The organism is Pelagivirga sediminicola, from assembly GCF_003072125.1.
In the GTDB taxonomy this organism is placed as follows: domain Bacteria; phylum Pseudomonadota; class Alphaproteobacteria; order Rhodobacterales; family Rhodobacteraceae; genus Roseovarius; species Roseovarius sediminicola.
Map to the genome: position 1 here is coordinate 167,352 of NZ_QCYH01000007.1, position 15,935 is coordinate 183,286.

Genomic DNA, 15,935 nt, shown 5'->3' on the forward strand with positions numbered 1-15,935 from the left:
GTCTCTCCTCCTTGGTGAACTTTTTTCAGTCTATAGTATCTGGCTCAGGAAATCCTTGGCGCGGTCCGTCTGCGGGTTGTCGAAAAACGCGGCCGGGGTGTTTTCCTCGACGATGGCGCCGCCGTCCATGAAGATCATCCGGTCAGCCGCCTCGCGGGCAAAGCCCATCTCATGCGTGACGACGGCCATCGTCATCCCCTCGGCGGCAAGGGCGCGCATCTGCTCCAGCACGCCGCCCACCGTTTCCGGATCGAGCGCCGATGTCGCCTCGTCGAACAGCATCACCTTGGGCTTCATCGCAAGGCTGCGCGCGATGGCGATGCGCTGCTGCTGGCCGCCCGACAGCATGACGGGATAGCTGTTTTCCTGATCGGGCAGGCCGACCTTGGCCAGCAGGTCGCGCGCGATCTTCTCGGCCTCGGCGCGCCCCCGCTTGGCGACGATGATCTGCGGCAGGACGATATTTTCCAGCGCGGTCTTGTGCTGAAACAGGTTGAAGTGCTGGAACACCATGCCGACCTCGGCGCGCAGGCGGTTGATGTCGGTCTTTTTCGACGTCACCTCGACCCCGTCGATCACGATGCGTCCGCTATCGACGGGCTGAAGCCCGTTCAGCGCGCGCAGAAGCGTCGATTTGCCCGAGCCGGACGGACCGATGATGACGACAACCTCGCCCCGGTCGATGGTGGCGCTGACATTGTCCAGCGCGCGCACATCGGCCCGCCCCTTCATGTGATAGGTCTTGCTGACCTTCTCGATGACGATCATCGGCTCGCTCATGCTGTCCTTTCCATATCGCGCGGCAGGCGGCCCCTGAAGGAATAGGCCACCGGCCCGGTCATCAGGGTCCTGCCGTCCTCGCCGATCTCGACCGTTACGGCGCCTGCCCCCATCTGAACCCGAACGGGCCCCTTGTCCACCAGTCCGCGCATCTGCGCCGCCCGCACCGCCACGCAAGCCCCCGTGCCGCAGGCGCCGGTCAGGATGCCGGGCCGCTCATAGACCTGCAGACGCATCAGCGCCGGGCCCAGCACCTCGGCCAGCCCGACATTCACCTGATCGGGAAACAAGGGATCGGTCAAGACCGGACGCGCTAGCGCGGCCACGTCGAGCGTGGGCAGATCACGGACGAAAAAGGTCACGTGCGGATTGCCGATCCAGGACGCGATGCCGCGCGACAGCGGGCCATGCACCAGCGGCAGGTCTGCCGTGTCCACCGCGCGCGTCAGCGGAAATGCCTCCCAGTCATGGGTGATGCGGCCCATCTGCACGGACACCTCCAGCGCCGCGGCGCGGGTGCAGGCCAGCACACCGGCGCCCGTCTGCAACGTCACGGCGTCGGTGCCGGCCTCCTCCATCAGCAGCCAGGCGGCGCAGCGGGTGGCGTTGCCGCAGGCGCCCACCTCGCGCCCGTCGATGTTGAGGATGCGCAGCCGTGCATCCGCCCGCGCCGATTGTTCGATCACCAGCAGCTGATCCCCGCCCACGCCGATCTGAACGTCGCAGATCCGCGCGATCTGCGCGGCGGACGGGGCGTAGGGGGCAGCGCGCCCGTCGATGATGATGAAATGGTTGCGCAGCCCGTGCATCTTGACGAACGGCCGCCCGTCATCGGGAAAGATGCCGGACCATGGCGGGGTCATCGTCATTTTGGACTTTCAAGTTAGGCCTGCAGGACAGGATGCGCCACGCGCATCAGGCCCGCAGTATCACCCGGATCGCCCGGCCAATGCAAGAAACCTGCGGCCCGCAATGCATGCCGCGACTTGAGCCGCCTTGCGCCTTGCTCTACCCATGCGGACAGACAGCGGCGAGGCGCATATGACATTCACGATCGCAATCGACGGGCCGGCAGCGGCGGGCAAGGGGACGGTGGGGCGCCTGCTGGCCGCGCATTTCGGCTTTGCCCATCTGGATACCGGGCTGCTCTATCGTGCGACCGGGCGGCGCACGCTGGACGGGCTGGACGCGGTCGAGGCTGCCCAGAACCTGAAGGCCGAGGATCTGAAGGCGCCCGACCTGCGCACGCCCGAAGTGGGTCAGGCGGCCAGCCGGGTGGCCGCGATCCCCGAAGTGCGCCAGGCGCTGATCGACTTTCAGCGCGCCTTTGCCCGCCGGTCGGGCGGCGCGGTGCTGGACGGGCGGGACATCGGCACCATCATCTGCCCCGATGCGGAGGTGAAACTGTACGTGACCGCCACCGACGATGTGCGCGCCGCGCGCCGCCTTGCGGAACTGACGGGCTCGGGCCACGATGTCAGCTATGACGACGTCCTGCAGGATCTGCGCCTGCGCGACGCGCGCGACAGCGCCCGCGCCTCTGCGCCGCTGGCGGCGGCCAAGGATGCGATCCTGCTGGACACCTCGACGCTCACGATCGAGCAGGCGGTGGCCACGGCGATCGCCGAGGTGGAGCGCGTGCGCGGCGGCTAAAGCGGCGCGCCCTTGTCATTCAGGGCATTTGGGCATATACGCGCGTCTGTCACCAAGGCGTTTTCCGCCGCAGACCTGAAAGTATCGAGCAGGGTCCGAAAATCGGGCCCTTTTCAGCGTTTTGCGATTCGCCTGACCAACGAAGCCTGTCCCACCAAGGTGGGCATCACTCCAGACCGGCGGAGACAACCGCACGGCCCGAATAGAACCGTATAAAGGAACCCGAGACCACATGGCTCACAACGCATCTATGGAGGAATTCGAAGCCCTCCTGAACGAAAGCTTCGAAATGGACACGCCCGAAGAGGGCTCGGTCGTCAAAGGCAAGGTCATCGCTGTCGAAGCGGGCCAGGCCATCATCGATGTCGGCTACAAGATGGAAGGCCGCGTCGATCTGAAAGAATTCGCAGATCCCGGCGAGCAGCCGAACATCAACGTCGGCGACGAAGTCGAGGTTTTCCTGCGCTCGGCCGAAAACGCGCGTGGCGAGGCTGTCATCAGCCGCGAAATGGCCCGCCGTGAAGAGGCATGGGACCGCCTGGAGAAGGCATACGCCGCAGAAGAGCGCGTCGAAGGCGCGATCTTTGGCCGCGTCAAGGGTGGCTTCACCGTGGATCTGGGCGGCGCGGTTGCGTTCCTGCCCGGCTCTCAGGTCGATGTGCGCCCCGTGCGCGATGCGGGCCCGCTGATGGGCCTCAAGCAGCCGTTCCAGATCCTGAAAATGGACCGCCGCCGTGGCAATATCGTGGTGTCGCGCCGTGCGATCCTCGAAGAGAGCCGCGCCGAGCAGCGCGCCGAGGTCATCAGCAACCTGACCGAAGGCCAGAATGTCGACGGCGTCGTCAAGAACATCACCGAATACGGCGCATTCGTCGATCTGGGCGGTGTTGACGGCCTTCTGCACGTTACCGACATGGCATGGCGCCGCGTGAACCACCCGTCCGAGATCCTCGCCATCGGCGAGACGGTCAAGGTTCAGGTCATCAAGATCAACAAGGAGACGCACCGCATTTCCCTGGGCATGAAGCAGCTGCAGGAAGATCCGTGGGATCTGGTCGCTGCGAAATACCCGCTGGAATCGACCCACACGGGCCGCGTGACGAACATCACCGATTACGGTGCATTCGTCGAGCTGGAGCCGGGTGTCGAGGGCCTCGTTCACGTCTCGGAAATGTCCTGGACCAAGAAGAACGTGCATCCCGGCAAGATCGTGTCCACCTCGCAAGAGGTTGAGGTCATGGTGCTGGAAATCGATCAGGCCAAGCGCCGCGTCAGCCTTGGTCTCAAGCAGACCATGCGCAACCCGTGGGAAGTGTTTGCAGAAACACACCCCGAGGGCACCGAGGTCGAGGGCGAGGTCAAGAACATCACCGAATTCGGTCTGTTCATCGGCCTCGAAGGCGAGATCGACGGCATGGTCCATCTCAGCGACATCAGCTGGGATGAGCGCGGCGAAGACGCGATCCAGAACTACCGCAAGGGCGATGTCGTTCAGGCGGTCGTGTCCGAAGTCGACACCGACAAGGAGCGCATCTCGCTTTCGATCAAGAACCTCGGCGGTGACAAGTTCGCCGAAGCGGTTGGCGGCGTGAAGCGCGGCGCGATCATCACGGTGACGGTCACCTCGATCGAGGATGGCGGGATCGAAGTGGAATATGAGGGTATGAAGTCCTTCATCCGCCGCTCGGACCTGAGCCGCGACCGTGCCGAGCAGCGACCCGAGCGGTTCTCGGTCGGTGACAAGGTCGATGCGCGCGTGACGAACATCGACAGCAAGTCGCACCGTCTGGGTCTGTCGATCAAGGCCCGCGAGATCGCCGAAGAGAAAGAGGCCGTGCAGCAGTATGGCTCGTCCGATTCGGGCGCATCGCTGGGCGATATCCTTGGCGCGGCGCTGAAGTCCGACAACGACTGATCGCAGCAAGCCTCACGGTCTGAAATGAAGAAGGCCCCGCATGATGATGCGGGGCCTTTTTTCGTGGATCGCAACCGAGCTACGCGGTTTGCCCGCGGGTGCGGCGAAAGTGAGCGGGCCGGGCGCCGCGGTGAGCCGCGCCCGGCAAATGCCGGTGTCAGTCCAGCGCCGCCGAGCAGCGCGCGCAGGTGCCGGGATGGGTGTGGGTGCCGACATCCGGCAGGATCTTCCAGCAGCGTAGGCATTTGTCGCCGGGCGCCATGTGGAAGGTGACGCCGATGCCATCGGCCTCCGGCAGCTGGAATGCGCCTTTGGACGGCGCGCCTTGGGTCAGGGTGATGGCCGAGGTGATGCAGACATCCGCGAAGGGCACCGATTTCAGGGCGTCCAGAGCCTCGGCATCTTCGACGAAGACTTCGGGCGCGGCCTCCAGCGAGGATCCGATGACCTTGTTCGTGCGCTCGATTTCCAGCGCCGCCGTGACGGCGCGGCGGGCCTGACGGATGCCTGTCCACTTCGCGGCAAGGGCGGGGTTCAGCCAACTGACCGGCGTTTCGGGCATGTCCTGCAGATGCAGTGACGATTCCGGGCCGGGGAAGCGTTCCAGCCAGACTTCCTCCATCGTGAAGACCATGACCGGGGCAAGCCAAGTGGTCAGGCGGTGGAACAGCAGGTCCAGCACGGTGCGGGCCGAGCGCCGCTCGATACTGTCGCCATCGCAATAGAGCACATCCTTGCGCACGTCGAAATAGAACGCCGACAGGTCCAGCGTGCAGAAGTTGAACAACGCTTGCGCGACGCCCTGGAAATCATACGCGGCGTAGCCGTCGCGCACGCGGCTGTCCAACTCGGCCAGACGGTGCAGCACCCATTGCTCCAGCTCCGGCATGTCCTCGGCTTGGGTGCGGTCCGACTCCTCGAAATGCGCCAGCGCACCCAAGAGATAGCGCATGGTATTGCGCACGCGGCGATAGCTGTCGGCAACGCCCTTGAGGATTTCCGGCCCGATGCGCAGATCGCCGGTATAGTCCGATTGTGCGACCCAAAGGCGCAGGATATCGGCGCCGTATTGCTTGGTCACATCCTCGGGGGAGACGGTATTGCCCAGCGATTTGGACATCTTGTTGCCCTTGGCATCCAGCGTGAAGCCATGCGTCAGCACCCCGCGATAAGGCGCGCGGCCCATCGTGCCGCAGGCCTGCAGCATCGAGGAATGGAACCAGCCGCGATGCTGGTCGGTGCCTTCCAGATAAAGATCGGCCAGCCCGTCCTCGGACCCATCCTCGCGGTCGCGCAGAACGAAGGCGTGGGTGGAGCCAGAGTCGAACCAGACGTCGAGGATATCGTCGACCTTGTCCCAGTCGTCGGGATTCACGATGCCGTCAAGGAAACGCTGCTTGGCGCCATCTTTGTACCACGCATCGGCGCCCTCTGCCTCGAACGCCTCAAGGATGCGGGCGTTGACCGCCTCATTCCGCAGAAGGAAATCGTCGTCGGTCGGCAGCGCGCCCTTCTTGGTAAAGCAGGTCAGCGGCACGCCCCAGGCGCGCTGGCGCGACAGCACCCAGTCGGGGCGCGCCTCGATCATCGAATAGAGGCGGTTGCGGCCCTTTTGCGGGGTCCACGTCACAAGCTCGTCGATGGAGGTCAGGGCGCGCTGGCGGATCGTCTTGCCGTAGGTGTCCTGATTGTCGCCGACGGGGCGGTCGATGGAGGCGAACCACTGCGGCGTGTTGCGGAAGATGATCGGCGCCTTGGAGCGCCAGCTGTGCGGATAGCTATGCTCGGTTCTGCCGCGCGCGATGATGCCGCCCGCCTCGACCAGCTTGTCGATGACGGCGGGGTTGGCTTTGCTTTCCTTGCCCTTGCGATCGAACACCTGAAGGCCCGCGAAGAAGGGGACGTGATCGAGAAATTCGGACTCCTCGCCGACGTTATGGGTCATCTCCTTGATCCAGCCGCGTTTGACAAAGGCGTCGTAGTCGTCCGCGCCGTGGCTGGGGGCGGTGTGAACAAACCCGGTGCCGGCGTCGTCGGTGACGTGGTCGCCGTCGATCATCGGCACGGGGTAGTCCCAGAAGCCGTCGGCGCCATCCATGCCCGCGAAGGGATGCGCGAGGGTCAGCGCGCCCAACTCTGCGGCGGTGACATCGCGGACGCGCGTGTGCTCAGTCACGCGCGCCTTGGCCAGCGCTTCGGGAGCCAGCGTGTCGGCAAAAAGGTAAAGATCGCCGGGCTTGGTCCAGCTTTCCCCTTCGGTCGCATCAACGCGGTAGAGGCCGTAGGCGATGGAGGGGTTGAACGCGACCGCCTTGTTGGAGGGGATTGTCCAGGGGGTCGTGGTCCAGATCACGACGCGGGCATCGGCCAGATCACCGCTTGCGTTCTTTGGCGAGAACGCCACCCAGATCGTGTGGCTTTTGTGATCGTGATACTCGATCTCGGCCTCGGCCAGCGCGGTCTTCTCCACGGGCGACCACATCACGGGCTTAGACCCCTGGTAAAGCGTGCCGGTCATCAGGAATTTCTGGAATTCCTCCGCGATGATCCGCTCGGCGCGGAAATCCATCGTCAGGTAGGGGTTTTCCCACTTTCCTGTAACGCCGAGGCGCTTGAATTCCCCGCGCTGGATGTCGACCCAGCCTTCGGCGAACTTGCGGCATTCCTGCCGGAAATCGACGATATCGACCTCGTCCTTGTTCTTGCCCTTGGCGCGGTATTGCTCCTCGATTTTCCACTCGATCGGCAGGCCGTGGCAATCCCAGCCGGGGATATAGCGCGCGTCGCGGCCCATCATCTGCTGGCTGCGCACGACCATGTCCTTGAGGATCTTGTTCAGCGCGTGGCCGATATGCAGATGGCCGTTGGCGTAGGGAGGGCCGTCATGCAGGGTAAACGGCGCGCGGGCGCCGGGGGTCGCGGCGGCCTTCTCGCGCAGGCGGTCGTAGATGCCGATCTTCTCCCAATGGGCCAGCCATTCGGGCTCGCGCTTGGGCAGACCGGCGCGCATGGGGAAATCGGTCTGCGGCAGGTTCAGCGTGTCTTTGTATTCGGGAGCGGTCTCAGGGGTGTCGGCGCACATTGCGGGCGTCCTTTGTCTTCGGATTGTGTGGGCGATGTGAGGGGGCGGCGCGAGCGGCTCGAACGCCTTTTCCCGGCGGCTCAAGGGTCAGAGCGCCGGGCATGTAATTCGAATGACGATCGCTATAAGACGCATCATGGGCGCGTTATAGGGCGATGGGGAAGGCGCGTCCAGAGGCGCGCATCCGGCAGTGCGGTTTAGCGCAGCGGCAGGCCCGCGCAGTGGCGGGCCGGGCCGGATCCCCCGGATCAGAAGTATCCGCGCACCAGGCTGCTTGCGATAAGCGACCATCCATCGGCGATGACGAAAAAGGCCAGCTTGAAGGGAAGCGATACGATGGCCGGTGGCACCATCATCATGCCCATGGACATCAGAATGGCGGCGACAACCAAGTCGATGATCAAAAACGGCAGGAAGACCAGAAAGCCGATCTGGAAGGCGCGCGCCACCTCGGACAGAAGGAAGCTGGGGATGAGGACCGAAAGCGGCGCATCGGGTCCGGGCGCGATGCCCGCCGCATCGGGGCGCAAGGCGGCCATCGCGGCAAAGGTGTCGCCGTCCAGCCGCGCGGCCATGAAGGTGCGGAACGGCCCCAACGCGCGCGGGACGGCTGTTTCGATCGGGATGGTTTCCTGCAGCAACGGGTTTATGCCCTGCTCCCATGCCACGGTGAAGACTGGCTCCATGACGAAATAGGTCAGGAAAAGCGCCAGACTGACGATCAGCATGTTGGGCGGCGATTGTTGCAGGCCGATCCCCTGTCGCAGGATCCCCAGGACGGTAACCATGAACGGAAAACAGGTGATCATGATCGCAAGGCCCGGCGCCAGGCTGAGCACGGTGATCAGGGCCAGCAATTGCAACGTGCGCGCAGAAAGCGATCCGCCTTCGCCCAGAGACAGCGACAGATCCTGCGCAAACGCGGGTCCGCTGACCGCGATGATCAGAGCCGCACAGAGCAGGGTGCGGATGTTCATGCGAGGCCGTCCTGCAGGTTGGCGACCTCCGTCAGCCGTACGGCAAGCTGGCCTTTCTGGTCGCCCTCCAACTCCTCCAGCTCGCCGCGCGCGATGAGGCGATCGCCGACATAAAGCTCGACGGGATCATCTACGTTCTTGTCCAGGGGCAACACGGCATCCTTGCCCAGCTTGAGCAGATCACGGATCAGCGGGCGCGCCTTGCCGACCGAAATGGTGATCTCGATCGGGACCGAGGAGAACGGATTGCCGGAATCGGCCGGTTTGGTTTGGGTGTCTTGCGTGTCGATAGGGGAGTCCATCATGCGATGTCCTTCTGCTTGTCTTCAAAAAAGTCGTTCACGGCGGTTTCGATCTGGCCGAGCACGGCATCGAGATCTATTTCCTGCTCGCTGCCCGCAGCCCGGACATGCACCTGGCCTTCGCCCATCGTCGGCTCGCCGGTCAGGCGCACATCTGCAATGTTCCGTTCGTCGATGAGGGCTTGCAGCGCGTCGATATTGCCAGGCGCGGTGACGATCTCGACAGGGCCATCGGCGACAGCGCGCGCCATCCCCTCAAGCGTGTCGAGCACGCGCAGCCCCAGGCTTTGGCGGGCCAGCTGTGGCAGCACGGTGTTTACCATGCCGGACAGAAGCGGGCGCATGGCGGCAAGGATGCCAAGCTGGGCCTCCTGCAGCGTGAACGAAATGTCCTGAAGGTTTCCCGCAAAGTCCGAGGAAATACGGGACGCCTCGTCATTGGCCGCCTTGACCGCATCCTCCCAGCCGGCCTTGTAGCCGTTCTCGAATCCCTGCAGCCGGTGCTCTTCCAGCGATACATCCGTGATCGAGATGCTTTGTCCGCTGGAGACGCTCGAGAAATCCTCAAGCAAGTGCGCGATGCTCATTGGACCGTCTCCTCTTCACCTTCCAGCCATGTGCGGAGCACTTCGACGGTCTCTTCCTGGCGTTCGCCGATCATGTTGCGCAGCCGGGCGACGGCGTCATCGCCCGCGTCGTTTTCAGATCGCCTGGTGGTTCTGTCCGAGATCACCGGCAGGTTGTCGGTATCCATGTCCGATTCGTCGATTTCCCCGGTGAGCGCCGCCACCGCCTGATCGCCGCCCGCGCCCGACCCGGCCTGCGCCGGGTTTGGCGCGCTGAGGGCAGCAGGCTGCGGTCGGCGGGCGGGCGCGAGAATCGGCTTGATGACGAACAAGCCCAGGACGAGCGCGACAATGCCCAACACGAGAGCCTGCAAAAGGGACATGACATCAAGACCCAGGCTGGCGATAAAAGAGGGCTCGGCGGATGTGCCAAGCACGGCAAGCGGCTCGAACTGCAAGGATTTCAAGGTGATGACGTCGCCGCGCGTCTCGTCAAAGCCAACGGCGGATGCCACCAGATCGCGCAGCGCTTCCATCTCGGCATCGTCTCGCGGCGCGAATGTCTCGGTGCCGTCCGCGGCAGTGGTTATCGTGCCGTTTACCAAAACAGCGACGGTCAGGCGCTTGACCGCACCGGGCGATTGCGTGATCTCGCGCTCGGTCTGGGAGACCTCGTAATTGACACGCTCGCGCGTTTCATTGGTCTGGCTGCTGGAGCTGTCCGCGCCTGCCGCGTCTCCGTCAGGCAGGTTGGACGCGACGGTGACATCGCCGCCGCCCTGATCGGAGGCCGAATTCGTGCGCTCCTCGGTGTCGATGCTGATCGCGACGCGGCTTTCGGGATCGATGGTCTTTTCGCGAATCATCTCGGTGGTCTTGACGGTATCGACGCTGATCTCGACCACGGAATTGCCGGGCCCGACGCGCGCCTCCAGCAGCCGCTGAACACGGTGGCGCATCACGTCCGCGCGATCTTCGCCCAGGTTGGACGGCGCCTCTTCTGCGGCACCGATCAGCCCCCCGGCGCTGTCGATGACCGAAACATCGTCTGCTGTCAGACCGGCGACGGCGCTGGCCACGAGGAACTTGAGGGCCTGGGCGTGCTTGGCAGGCACATCGCCGCCATTGGAGGTGATCATCACGGACGCGGTGGGCCGGATATCCCTTTGAAACGGGTTGGAGCCGGAATTCGCGATATGCACTCTGGCCGCCACAATCGCGGGATTTGCCACGATCGTGCGGGCCAGTTCACCTTCTTTCGCGCGCCAGTATGCGGCGTCGAACATCTGCGAGGTGGTGCCGAACCCCGACAGGCTGTCGAGCAATTCGTAGCCCTGGCTTGAATTGGTCGGAAGCCCCTCGCTGGCGAGTGTCATGCGCAGCGTGTCGCGTTGCGCCGAATCGACAAATATCGCACCGCCGCGAACCTCATACACCACGCCGCGCTGTTCCAGCGCGCGCACAACCTCCCCCGCGGGCCCGCTCTCCAGCCCGGCATACAAAAGCGTAAGGCTGGGCGTCGCCGCCATCCGGGTCAGGCCGATTACGGCCGCAAACATGGCGATGACAGCCAGCGCGATGACGATGCGTTTGCGCGGGTCCAAAGTGGTCCAGAGAGTCGCGATATTCTGCAATTTTCTTGCCTCCTCATGTCCCGCGTTCTGCCGGACTGTGAGGTCATGTTTGGCTCATCAGCCTTAACAATCGGTTAGTGCCTGTCGGTTATGTTGGTCTGGACAGCAACGAGGATCGGAAAATGGCTGACGAAGAGACACAAGAGGGCGCGGCGCCTGCGAAAAGGTCGAAGATGCCCTTGATTCTAGGGTTCGTGCTGGCGCTTCTGGGCGGTGGCGGCGGCTTTTTCGCGGTGTATTCGGGTCATCTGTTGCCAGGCGAATCGCAAAAATCCGCATCTGCGGGGGCGTCGATGCAGGATGAAAGCGCCGTCCGCCCCATGCCGGACGTGGTCTACGTTCCGATGGAGCCTTTGGTCATCTCGCTTGGTGACGGGATGTCCGGGCGCCACCTGAGGTTTCGGGCCGAGCTTGAGGTTGCATCGGCCTACCGCCCCGATGTCGAAAAGCTGATGCCGAGGGTCGTGGACGTTCTCAACTCGTATCTGAGGGCGCTCGAGCTGAAGGATCTGACCGACAGTGCCGCGCTTTTGCGTTTGCGGGCGCAGATGCTGCGCCGTCTGCAGGTTGTGACAGGAGGAGATCGGATCACCGATCTGCTCATCATGGAATTTGTTTTGAATTGAGGACGCTACATGGAACTTATCGCTGATATTCTTCTGGTTGCCGGCGCATTGGGCGCGGGAATCTACTGCTATATTCTCGCCCGCCGTCTGAACCGGTTCAATGATCTTGAAACCGGAGTTGGCGGCGCCGTCGCTGTCCTGTCGATGCAAGTGGACGATCTGACCAAAACGCTGGCTGCCGCGCAGGGGGCAGCGGCGGCGTCAGGCGATTCGCTGACGGACCTGACCGACAGGGCCGAGAGCGTGGCAAAACGGCTGGAATTGCTCGTGGCGTCGATGCACGATCTGCCGCCCGCCACGCCGCCCGAGCCGGAGCAGGCTGCATCTTTTGCGCCGATCTTCCGCCGCCACGAGTCCAGGGGCGCTTCGCAATGAGGCGCGCCAAGTCCAGGCGCCGCGGGCGCAGCACGAAAGGGGCGCTGGTGATGATCACCGGGCTGCTCGTGAGTTCAGCGGTCTTGCGTGCGGGCAACGACGCCGGTCAGGCGTGGGCCCGGGGGAGTGACGCGGCCGACGTGCCGCGCGCGGTTGTCGCCACGGCAGAGTGCAAGACGGATGACGATCTTCACGCAATGCTGAAGGATTTTCAGGAGCGGGAGGCACGCCTTGAAAAACGGGAACAGGCAATGACCGACCGCCAGCAGGCGCTGAGTATCGCGGACCAGCAGATCGAGATCAAACTGGCCCGCCTTGAGCAGGCGGAAAAAGAGCTCAGACGGACGATGACGCTGGCCGATACCGCCGCGGACGGTGATGTCGAAAAACTGACGAAAGTCTATGAAAACATGAAGCCCAAACAGGCCGCCGCCCTCTTCGAGGAAATGGCACCTGACTTTGCGGCCGGCTTTCTCGGTCGCATGAGACCAGAGGCAGCGGCGGCCATAATGGCTGGTCTGAGCCCGCAAGCTGCGCACACGTTCTCCGTGGTTCTGGCCGGCAGGAATGCGGGCGCTCCGAGGAAATGAGCCGGAAGCGCTCAAGAATTATTAACTGAATGCGGGCAGATTGCTGTTCAAGCGATGAGCGGAGAGCGTGATGATTGGAATAATTGGTATCTTGGTCATCTTCTTGATGGTTTTCGGCGGTTATCTGGCGGCTGGAGGCAAGCTGGGCATCATTCTCAAATCGCTACCTTTCGAGATGATGATGATTGGCGGCGCCGCCACGGGTGCATTTTTGCTCAGCAACGACATGTCATCCGTCAAACACACTATCAAGGATCTCGGCAAGGTATTCAAAGGTCCGAAGTGGAAGCAGGAAGACTACAGGAACCTTCTTTGTTTGCTATTCGAGATTTTGCGTCTGGCAAAACAAAATCCGGTGGCCGTTGAGGAGCACATCGAAAACCCGAGCGAATCTTCCATTTTTCAGAAATATCCGAAAATTCTGTCGGACACAGAAGCCGTTGCGCTTATCAGCGATACCATGCGGTCGGCGTCCATGAATTATGACGATCCTCACCAAGTGGAAGAGGTTCTTGAAAAGCGAATGGACGCAAGTCTGCACCACGCGATGCATTCCAGTCATGCCTTGCAGACAGTCGCCGACGGTTTGCCGGCGCTTGGCATCGTCGCGGCCGTTCTCGGCGTCATCAAGACCATGGCCTCGATCGATCAACCGCCTGAAATTCTCGGCAAAATGATCGGAGGTGCCTTGGTTGGCACATTCCTTGGCGTCTTCTTGGCCTACGGTCTGGTCGGGCCGTTTGCGGCAAAGGTAAAGGCCGTCGTGGAGGAGGATGCTCATTTTTATCAGCTGATCCGGGAGGTATTGGTCGCCAATCTTCACAATCACGCAACGAACATCTGCATCGAGGTCGGTCGACAAAACACTCCGTCTCATTGCCGTCCCTCCTTCGTTGACTTGGAGGACGCTCTGAAAGCCCTGAAACAGGATGCGGCATGAATAGTCTGCGCGTCACGATTGCTCTATTTCTCGCCATGGCCACGTTTGCGTCGCCATCCTTCGCCCAGAAAGCCATTGTTCGATCTGGGGAACACGCCGATTTTTCGCGCTTGGTGATACATCTTCCGAAACGTGTTTCGTGGTCGATCAGCGGCCAGGGCGTCTCACGGCGAGTGATTCTCAATGCAGATGCAATCGAATGGGACCTGAGCGCAGCTTTCGAGAGAATTTCGGACAAGCGAATTGCTGGGCTAAAGCCTTTGGGCCATGAAACCGGTTTGTCGATTGATATGTATTGCGAATGCAAGATAGATATCTTCTGGCATGGGGCGGCGATGTTGGTAATTGATGTCAAGGATAGTAAGATCCGATTGGATGCTGGCTCTGGCGGTTTGCAAAATCAACCCAACGTCGATATGAGCTTCGATATTAAAAACGACTATGAGACGAAACGACGTCTAGGTATTGTTGGAGATCTGATATCGGGTCGCTCGCCTGAAGCTCAAAAAACTGCATTGGCATTGACGTCGGCGGGCTTGGAGCAGAACGCGCACAGTTCGACCTTTGAAGAGGAATCAAAAGAAACCGACCTCGCGCGTCGAGAAATTGCACGCCAGGTTGCTCGCGCATCGGCTTTAGGTTTGGTCGAGACGGCCAAAGATCCCCATGGAATGGCACCTGAAAAGTCCGATGTTGAGATCGATCATACCGAGCAAGAGAATGCGGCGTGGGTCCCAAAATATTCTGACCTGTTCTCCAACATGCGCGCACAGACAAGTGCGGAGCAAGCGATGGGCACTAAACCACAAGCCACGGACTTTAATCCGGGCGGCATGCCGTGCATTAAGGATGATCTGGTCGACGTTTCAAATTGGGGTTCAAACGCATCATTTTCTGAACAGCTTGGATCTGCGCGTCGGGCAATGCCTGAGCGCGGTGAAAAGGACTATCAGAATGCCGCAATCGATCTTGCACGTCGCTATATCTACTTTGGATTTGGAGCTGAAGCCGAGCAGATCATTCAAGAAGCTGACCAAACGCATGACGCTGCACGGGTTTTGGTTTCGATGGGACGTCTGCTCGATTCTCGGAAACTGAACTTCAACATTCTTCGCAACCAGGTCAATTGCCCGGGCAACGTCGCCCTTTGGTCCGCCTTATATCATCTGGAAAGTAGCTCGGCGGACGATATCAACACTGATGCCATTTTGAGAACATTGGTATCGTTGCCGACTCATCTGAGAAATCTCCTTGGTCCAAGGTTGGCGCGCGGGCTTCTGAAGAATGGGCAAGTGCGTTCTTCGGAAAGGGTTCTGAGTATCTTGGAACGATCGCCAGGCGTTGAGCGATCTGACGTTAAATTGGCGCGTGCTGAATTTGAGGCCTTTCGCGATGATCTGATGCCGCCTGACTCTGATTTCGTCACGATTGTCAATGAAAGCCGTGATTTATCACCTTTTGCCTTGATGGAATTGATCAATAGCCGGTTGAAAATCGGGCAGGCGGTGCCGCCAGGCTGGGTTGAGTTGGCCGGTTCCTATGCGTACGAGCAGAAGGGGACTGACCTTGGGGTGCAATTGAGTGCTGCATATATAAATGCGCTTGTCGCATCGGGGCGGTTTCCGGAAGCCTTCGATAGAATCTCGCAACAGGAGACTAAAAAGCTCTTTTCAGATCGAAAAAAAATTGACAACATTGGTTCATACACTTTGCGAAATGCCGATGATTTGACGTTTTTAAAGTATTTGGGCTACTCGCACGAGATTTTTGATTTTTCGAGCGGGATCGAAAACGGGATCGCGCGACGATTGCTTCAGTTGGGCTTCCCGGAATTGGCGCAGAACTATTTGTCTGGCAATGCCAAGGAGGGTGAGCAGGACGAGCGGCGATTGCTACGTGCGCGGGCAGCCGTGGCCAGACTTGCACCTCGTGAGGCGATGGGTAGTTTGATGGGGATGTCTGGATCCGAGGCCGATGGCTTGCGGGCAGAGGCAAATGCGATGTTGGGCGAGCATGAAATCGCCGAGCGATTTTTCCTCTCAAGCGGAAATGAGAAAGCGGCCGTGCAAGAGGCAATCCGGGCTGGAAACTGGCAAGCTGCCGCGAAGATGTCCGATCCTGATCTCGCCGCAGTGGCCGACGCCACGGACGATGAAGGCCTGGCAGTGATGGGCCAGTTGCAACGCGGCAAGACGCTTTTGGACGAAAGCGAGGGTATGAGGGACAGCATCGATCAGCTGTTGCGCTCTCGCGCTATGCCGGGTGAATGAGGCCCATGAAATTATCTCAATATTTAAAGTGATCCTTAACAAATTTTCCTGATGCTGTGAATCGAAGCATGAGGATATTTCAGTGATTCACGAGTCGGTCAGTTCCGGTGGTTTGTCTGGTCTAGAGCGCATCTGTGTCGTGTTGAGGTGAGAACGGCGGTGCGAAAGTCGGCCGCGGTAGCGGCGGGATGAGCCTGCTGCGGGCGGCGTAAAAGTCGTCCACCT

General features: G+C 61.3%; 14 protein-coding genes. 7 read left to right on the plus strand and 7 right to left on the minus strand.

Annotated features, from left to right (window positions below; genetic code table 11):
* Positions 1–30: 30 nt before the first annotated feature.
* A complete protein-coding gene (locus DC366_RS13310; protein WP_279305761.1) occupies positions 31–780 on the minus strand; it encodes an amino acid ABC transporter ATP-binding protein in 750 nt (249 codons plus the stop codon).
* A complete protein-coding gene (gene dapF / locus DC366_RS13315; RefSeq protein WP_207768717.1) occupies positions 777–1,649 on the minus strand; it encodes a diaminopimelate epimerase in 873 nt (290 codons plus the stop codon). The genes DC366_RS13310 and dapF overlap by 4 nt, the downstream gene beginning before the upstream one ends.
* A 172-nt stretch (positions 1,650–1,821) precedes the next feature.
* Between dapF and DC366_RS13320 the strand changes: the two genes are divergently transcribed.
* On the plus strand, positions 1,822–2,433 hold the full coding sequence (locus DC366_RS13320) for a (d)CMP kinase (protein ID WP_108692737.1): 612 nt from the start codon (positions 1,822–1,824) through the stop codon (positions 2,431–2,433).
* Positions 2,434–2,665: 232 nt separating this feature from the next.
* Positions 2,666–4,348 (plus strand): 30S ribosomal protein S1, encoded by a 1,683-nt coding sequence (gene rpsA, locus DC366_RS13325; RefSeq protein WP_108692702.1) that lies wholly within the window; start codon positions 2,666–2,668, stop codon positions 4,346–4,348.
* 157 nt (positions 4,349–4,505) lie between these two features.
* Here rpsA and ileS read toward each other — a convergent pair whose 3' ends face one another.
* The 5 genes from ileS to fliF all read right to left on the minus strand — a co-directional run bounded on the left by ileS (position 4,506) and on the right by fliF (position 10,909).
* Complete coding sequence (gene ileS, locus DC366_RS13330; protein WP_108692703.1) at positions 4,506–7,430, minus strand: isoleucine--tRNA ligase; 2,925 nt, start codon at positions 7,428–7,430, stop codon at positions 4,506–4,508.
* Between the two features lie 248 nt (positions 7,431–7,678).
* Positions 7,679–8,407: a flagellar type III secretion system pore protein FliP gene (gene fliP, locus DC366_RS13335; RefSeq protein ID WP_108692704.1), complete on the minus strand. Its 729-nt coding sequence runs from the start codon at positions 8,405–8,407 to the stop codon at positions 7,679–7,681.
* Positions 8,404–8,712: a FliM/FliN family flagellar motor switch protein gene (locus DC366_RS13340; protein ID WP_439331660.1), complete on the minus strand. Its 309-nt coding sequence runs from the start codon at positions 8,710–8,712 to the stop codon at positions 8,404–8,406. Before DC366_RS13340 ends, fliP begins: the two co-directional genes overlap by 4 nt.
* Positions 8,709–9,296: a FliH/SctL family protein gene (locus tag DC366_RS13345; protein ID WP_108692706.1), complete on the minus strand. Its 588-nt coding sequence runs from the start codon at positions 9,294–9,296 to the stop codon at positions 8,709–8,711. The genes DC366_RS13340 and DC366_RS13345 overlap by 4 nt, the downstream gene beginning before the upstream one ends.
* A complete protein-coding gene (fliF, locus tag DC366_RS13350) occupies positions 9,293–10,909 on the minus strand; it encodes a flagellar basal-body MS-ring/collar protein FliF (RefSeq protein WP_108692707.1) in 1,617 nt (538 codons plus the stop codon). The genes DC366_RS13345 and fliF overlap by 4 nt, the downstream gene beginning before the upstream one ends.
* A gap of 122 nt (positions 10,910–11,031) precedes the next feature.
* On the opposite strand from fliF, the gene DC366_RS13355 reads away from it, so the two are divergent.
* From DC366_RS13355 to DC366_RS13375, 5 genes are all read left to right on the plus strand, one after another.
* A complete protein-coding gene (locus DC366_RS13355) occupies positions 11,032–11,535 on the plus strand; it encodes a flagellar basal body-associated FliL family protein (RefSeq protein ID WP_108692708.1) in 504 nt (167 codons plus the stop codon).
* 9 nt (positions 11,536–11,544) lie between these two features.
* A complete protein-coding gene (locus DC366_RS13360; protein WP_108692709.1) occupies positions 11,545–11,910 on the plus strand; it encodes a hypothetical protein in 366 nt (121 codons plus the stop codon).
* 50 nt (positions 11,911–11,960) lie between these two features.
* Positions 11,961–12,500 carry a MotE family protein gene (locus DC366_RS13365; protein ID WP_243405128.1) on the plus strand — a complete coding sequence of 180 codons (540 nt, stop codon included), beginning with the start codon at positions 11,961–11,963 and terminating at the stop codon, positions 12,498–12,500.
* Between the two features lie 70 nt (positions 12,501–12,570).
* Positions 12,571–13,440, plus strand: coding sequence for a flagellar motor stator protein MotA (gene motA / locus DC366_RS13370; protein WP_108692711.1), 870 nt, complete (start codon positions 12,571–12,573; stop codon positions 13,438–13,440).
* Positions 13,437–15,710 (plus strand): hypothetical protein, encoded by a 2,274-nt coding sequence (locus DC366_RS13375; RefSeq protein WP_108692712.1) that lies wholly within the window; start codon positions 13,437–13,439, stop codon positions 15,708–15,710. Before motA ends, DC366_RS13375 begins: the two co-directional genes overlap by 4 nt.
* The last annotated feature ends 225 nt before the right edge of the window (positions 15,711–15,935 follow it).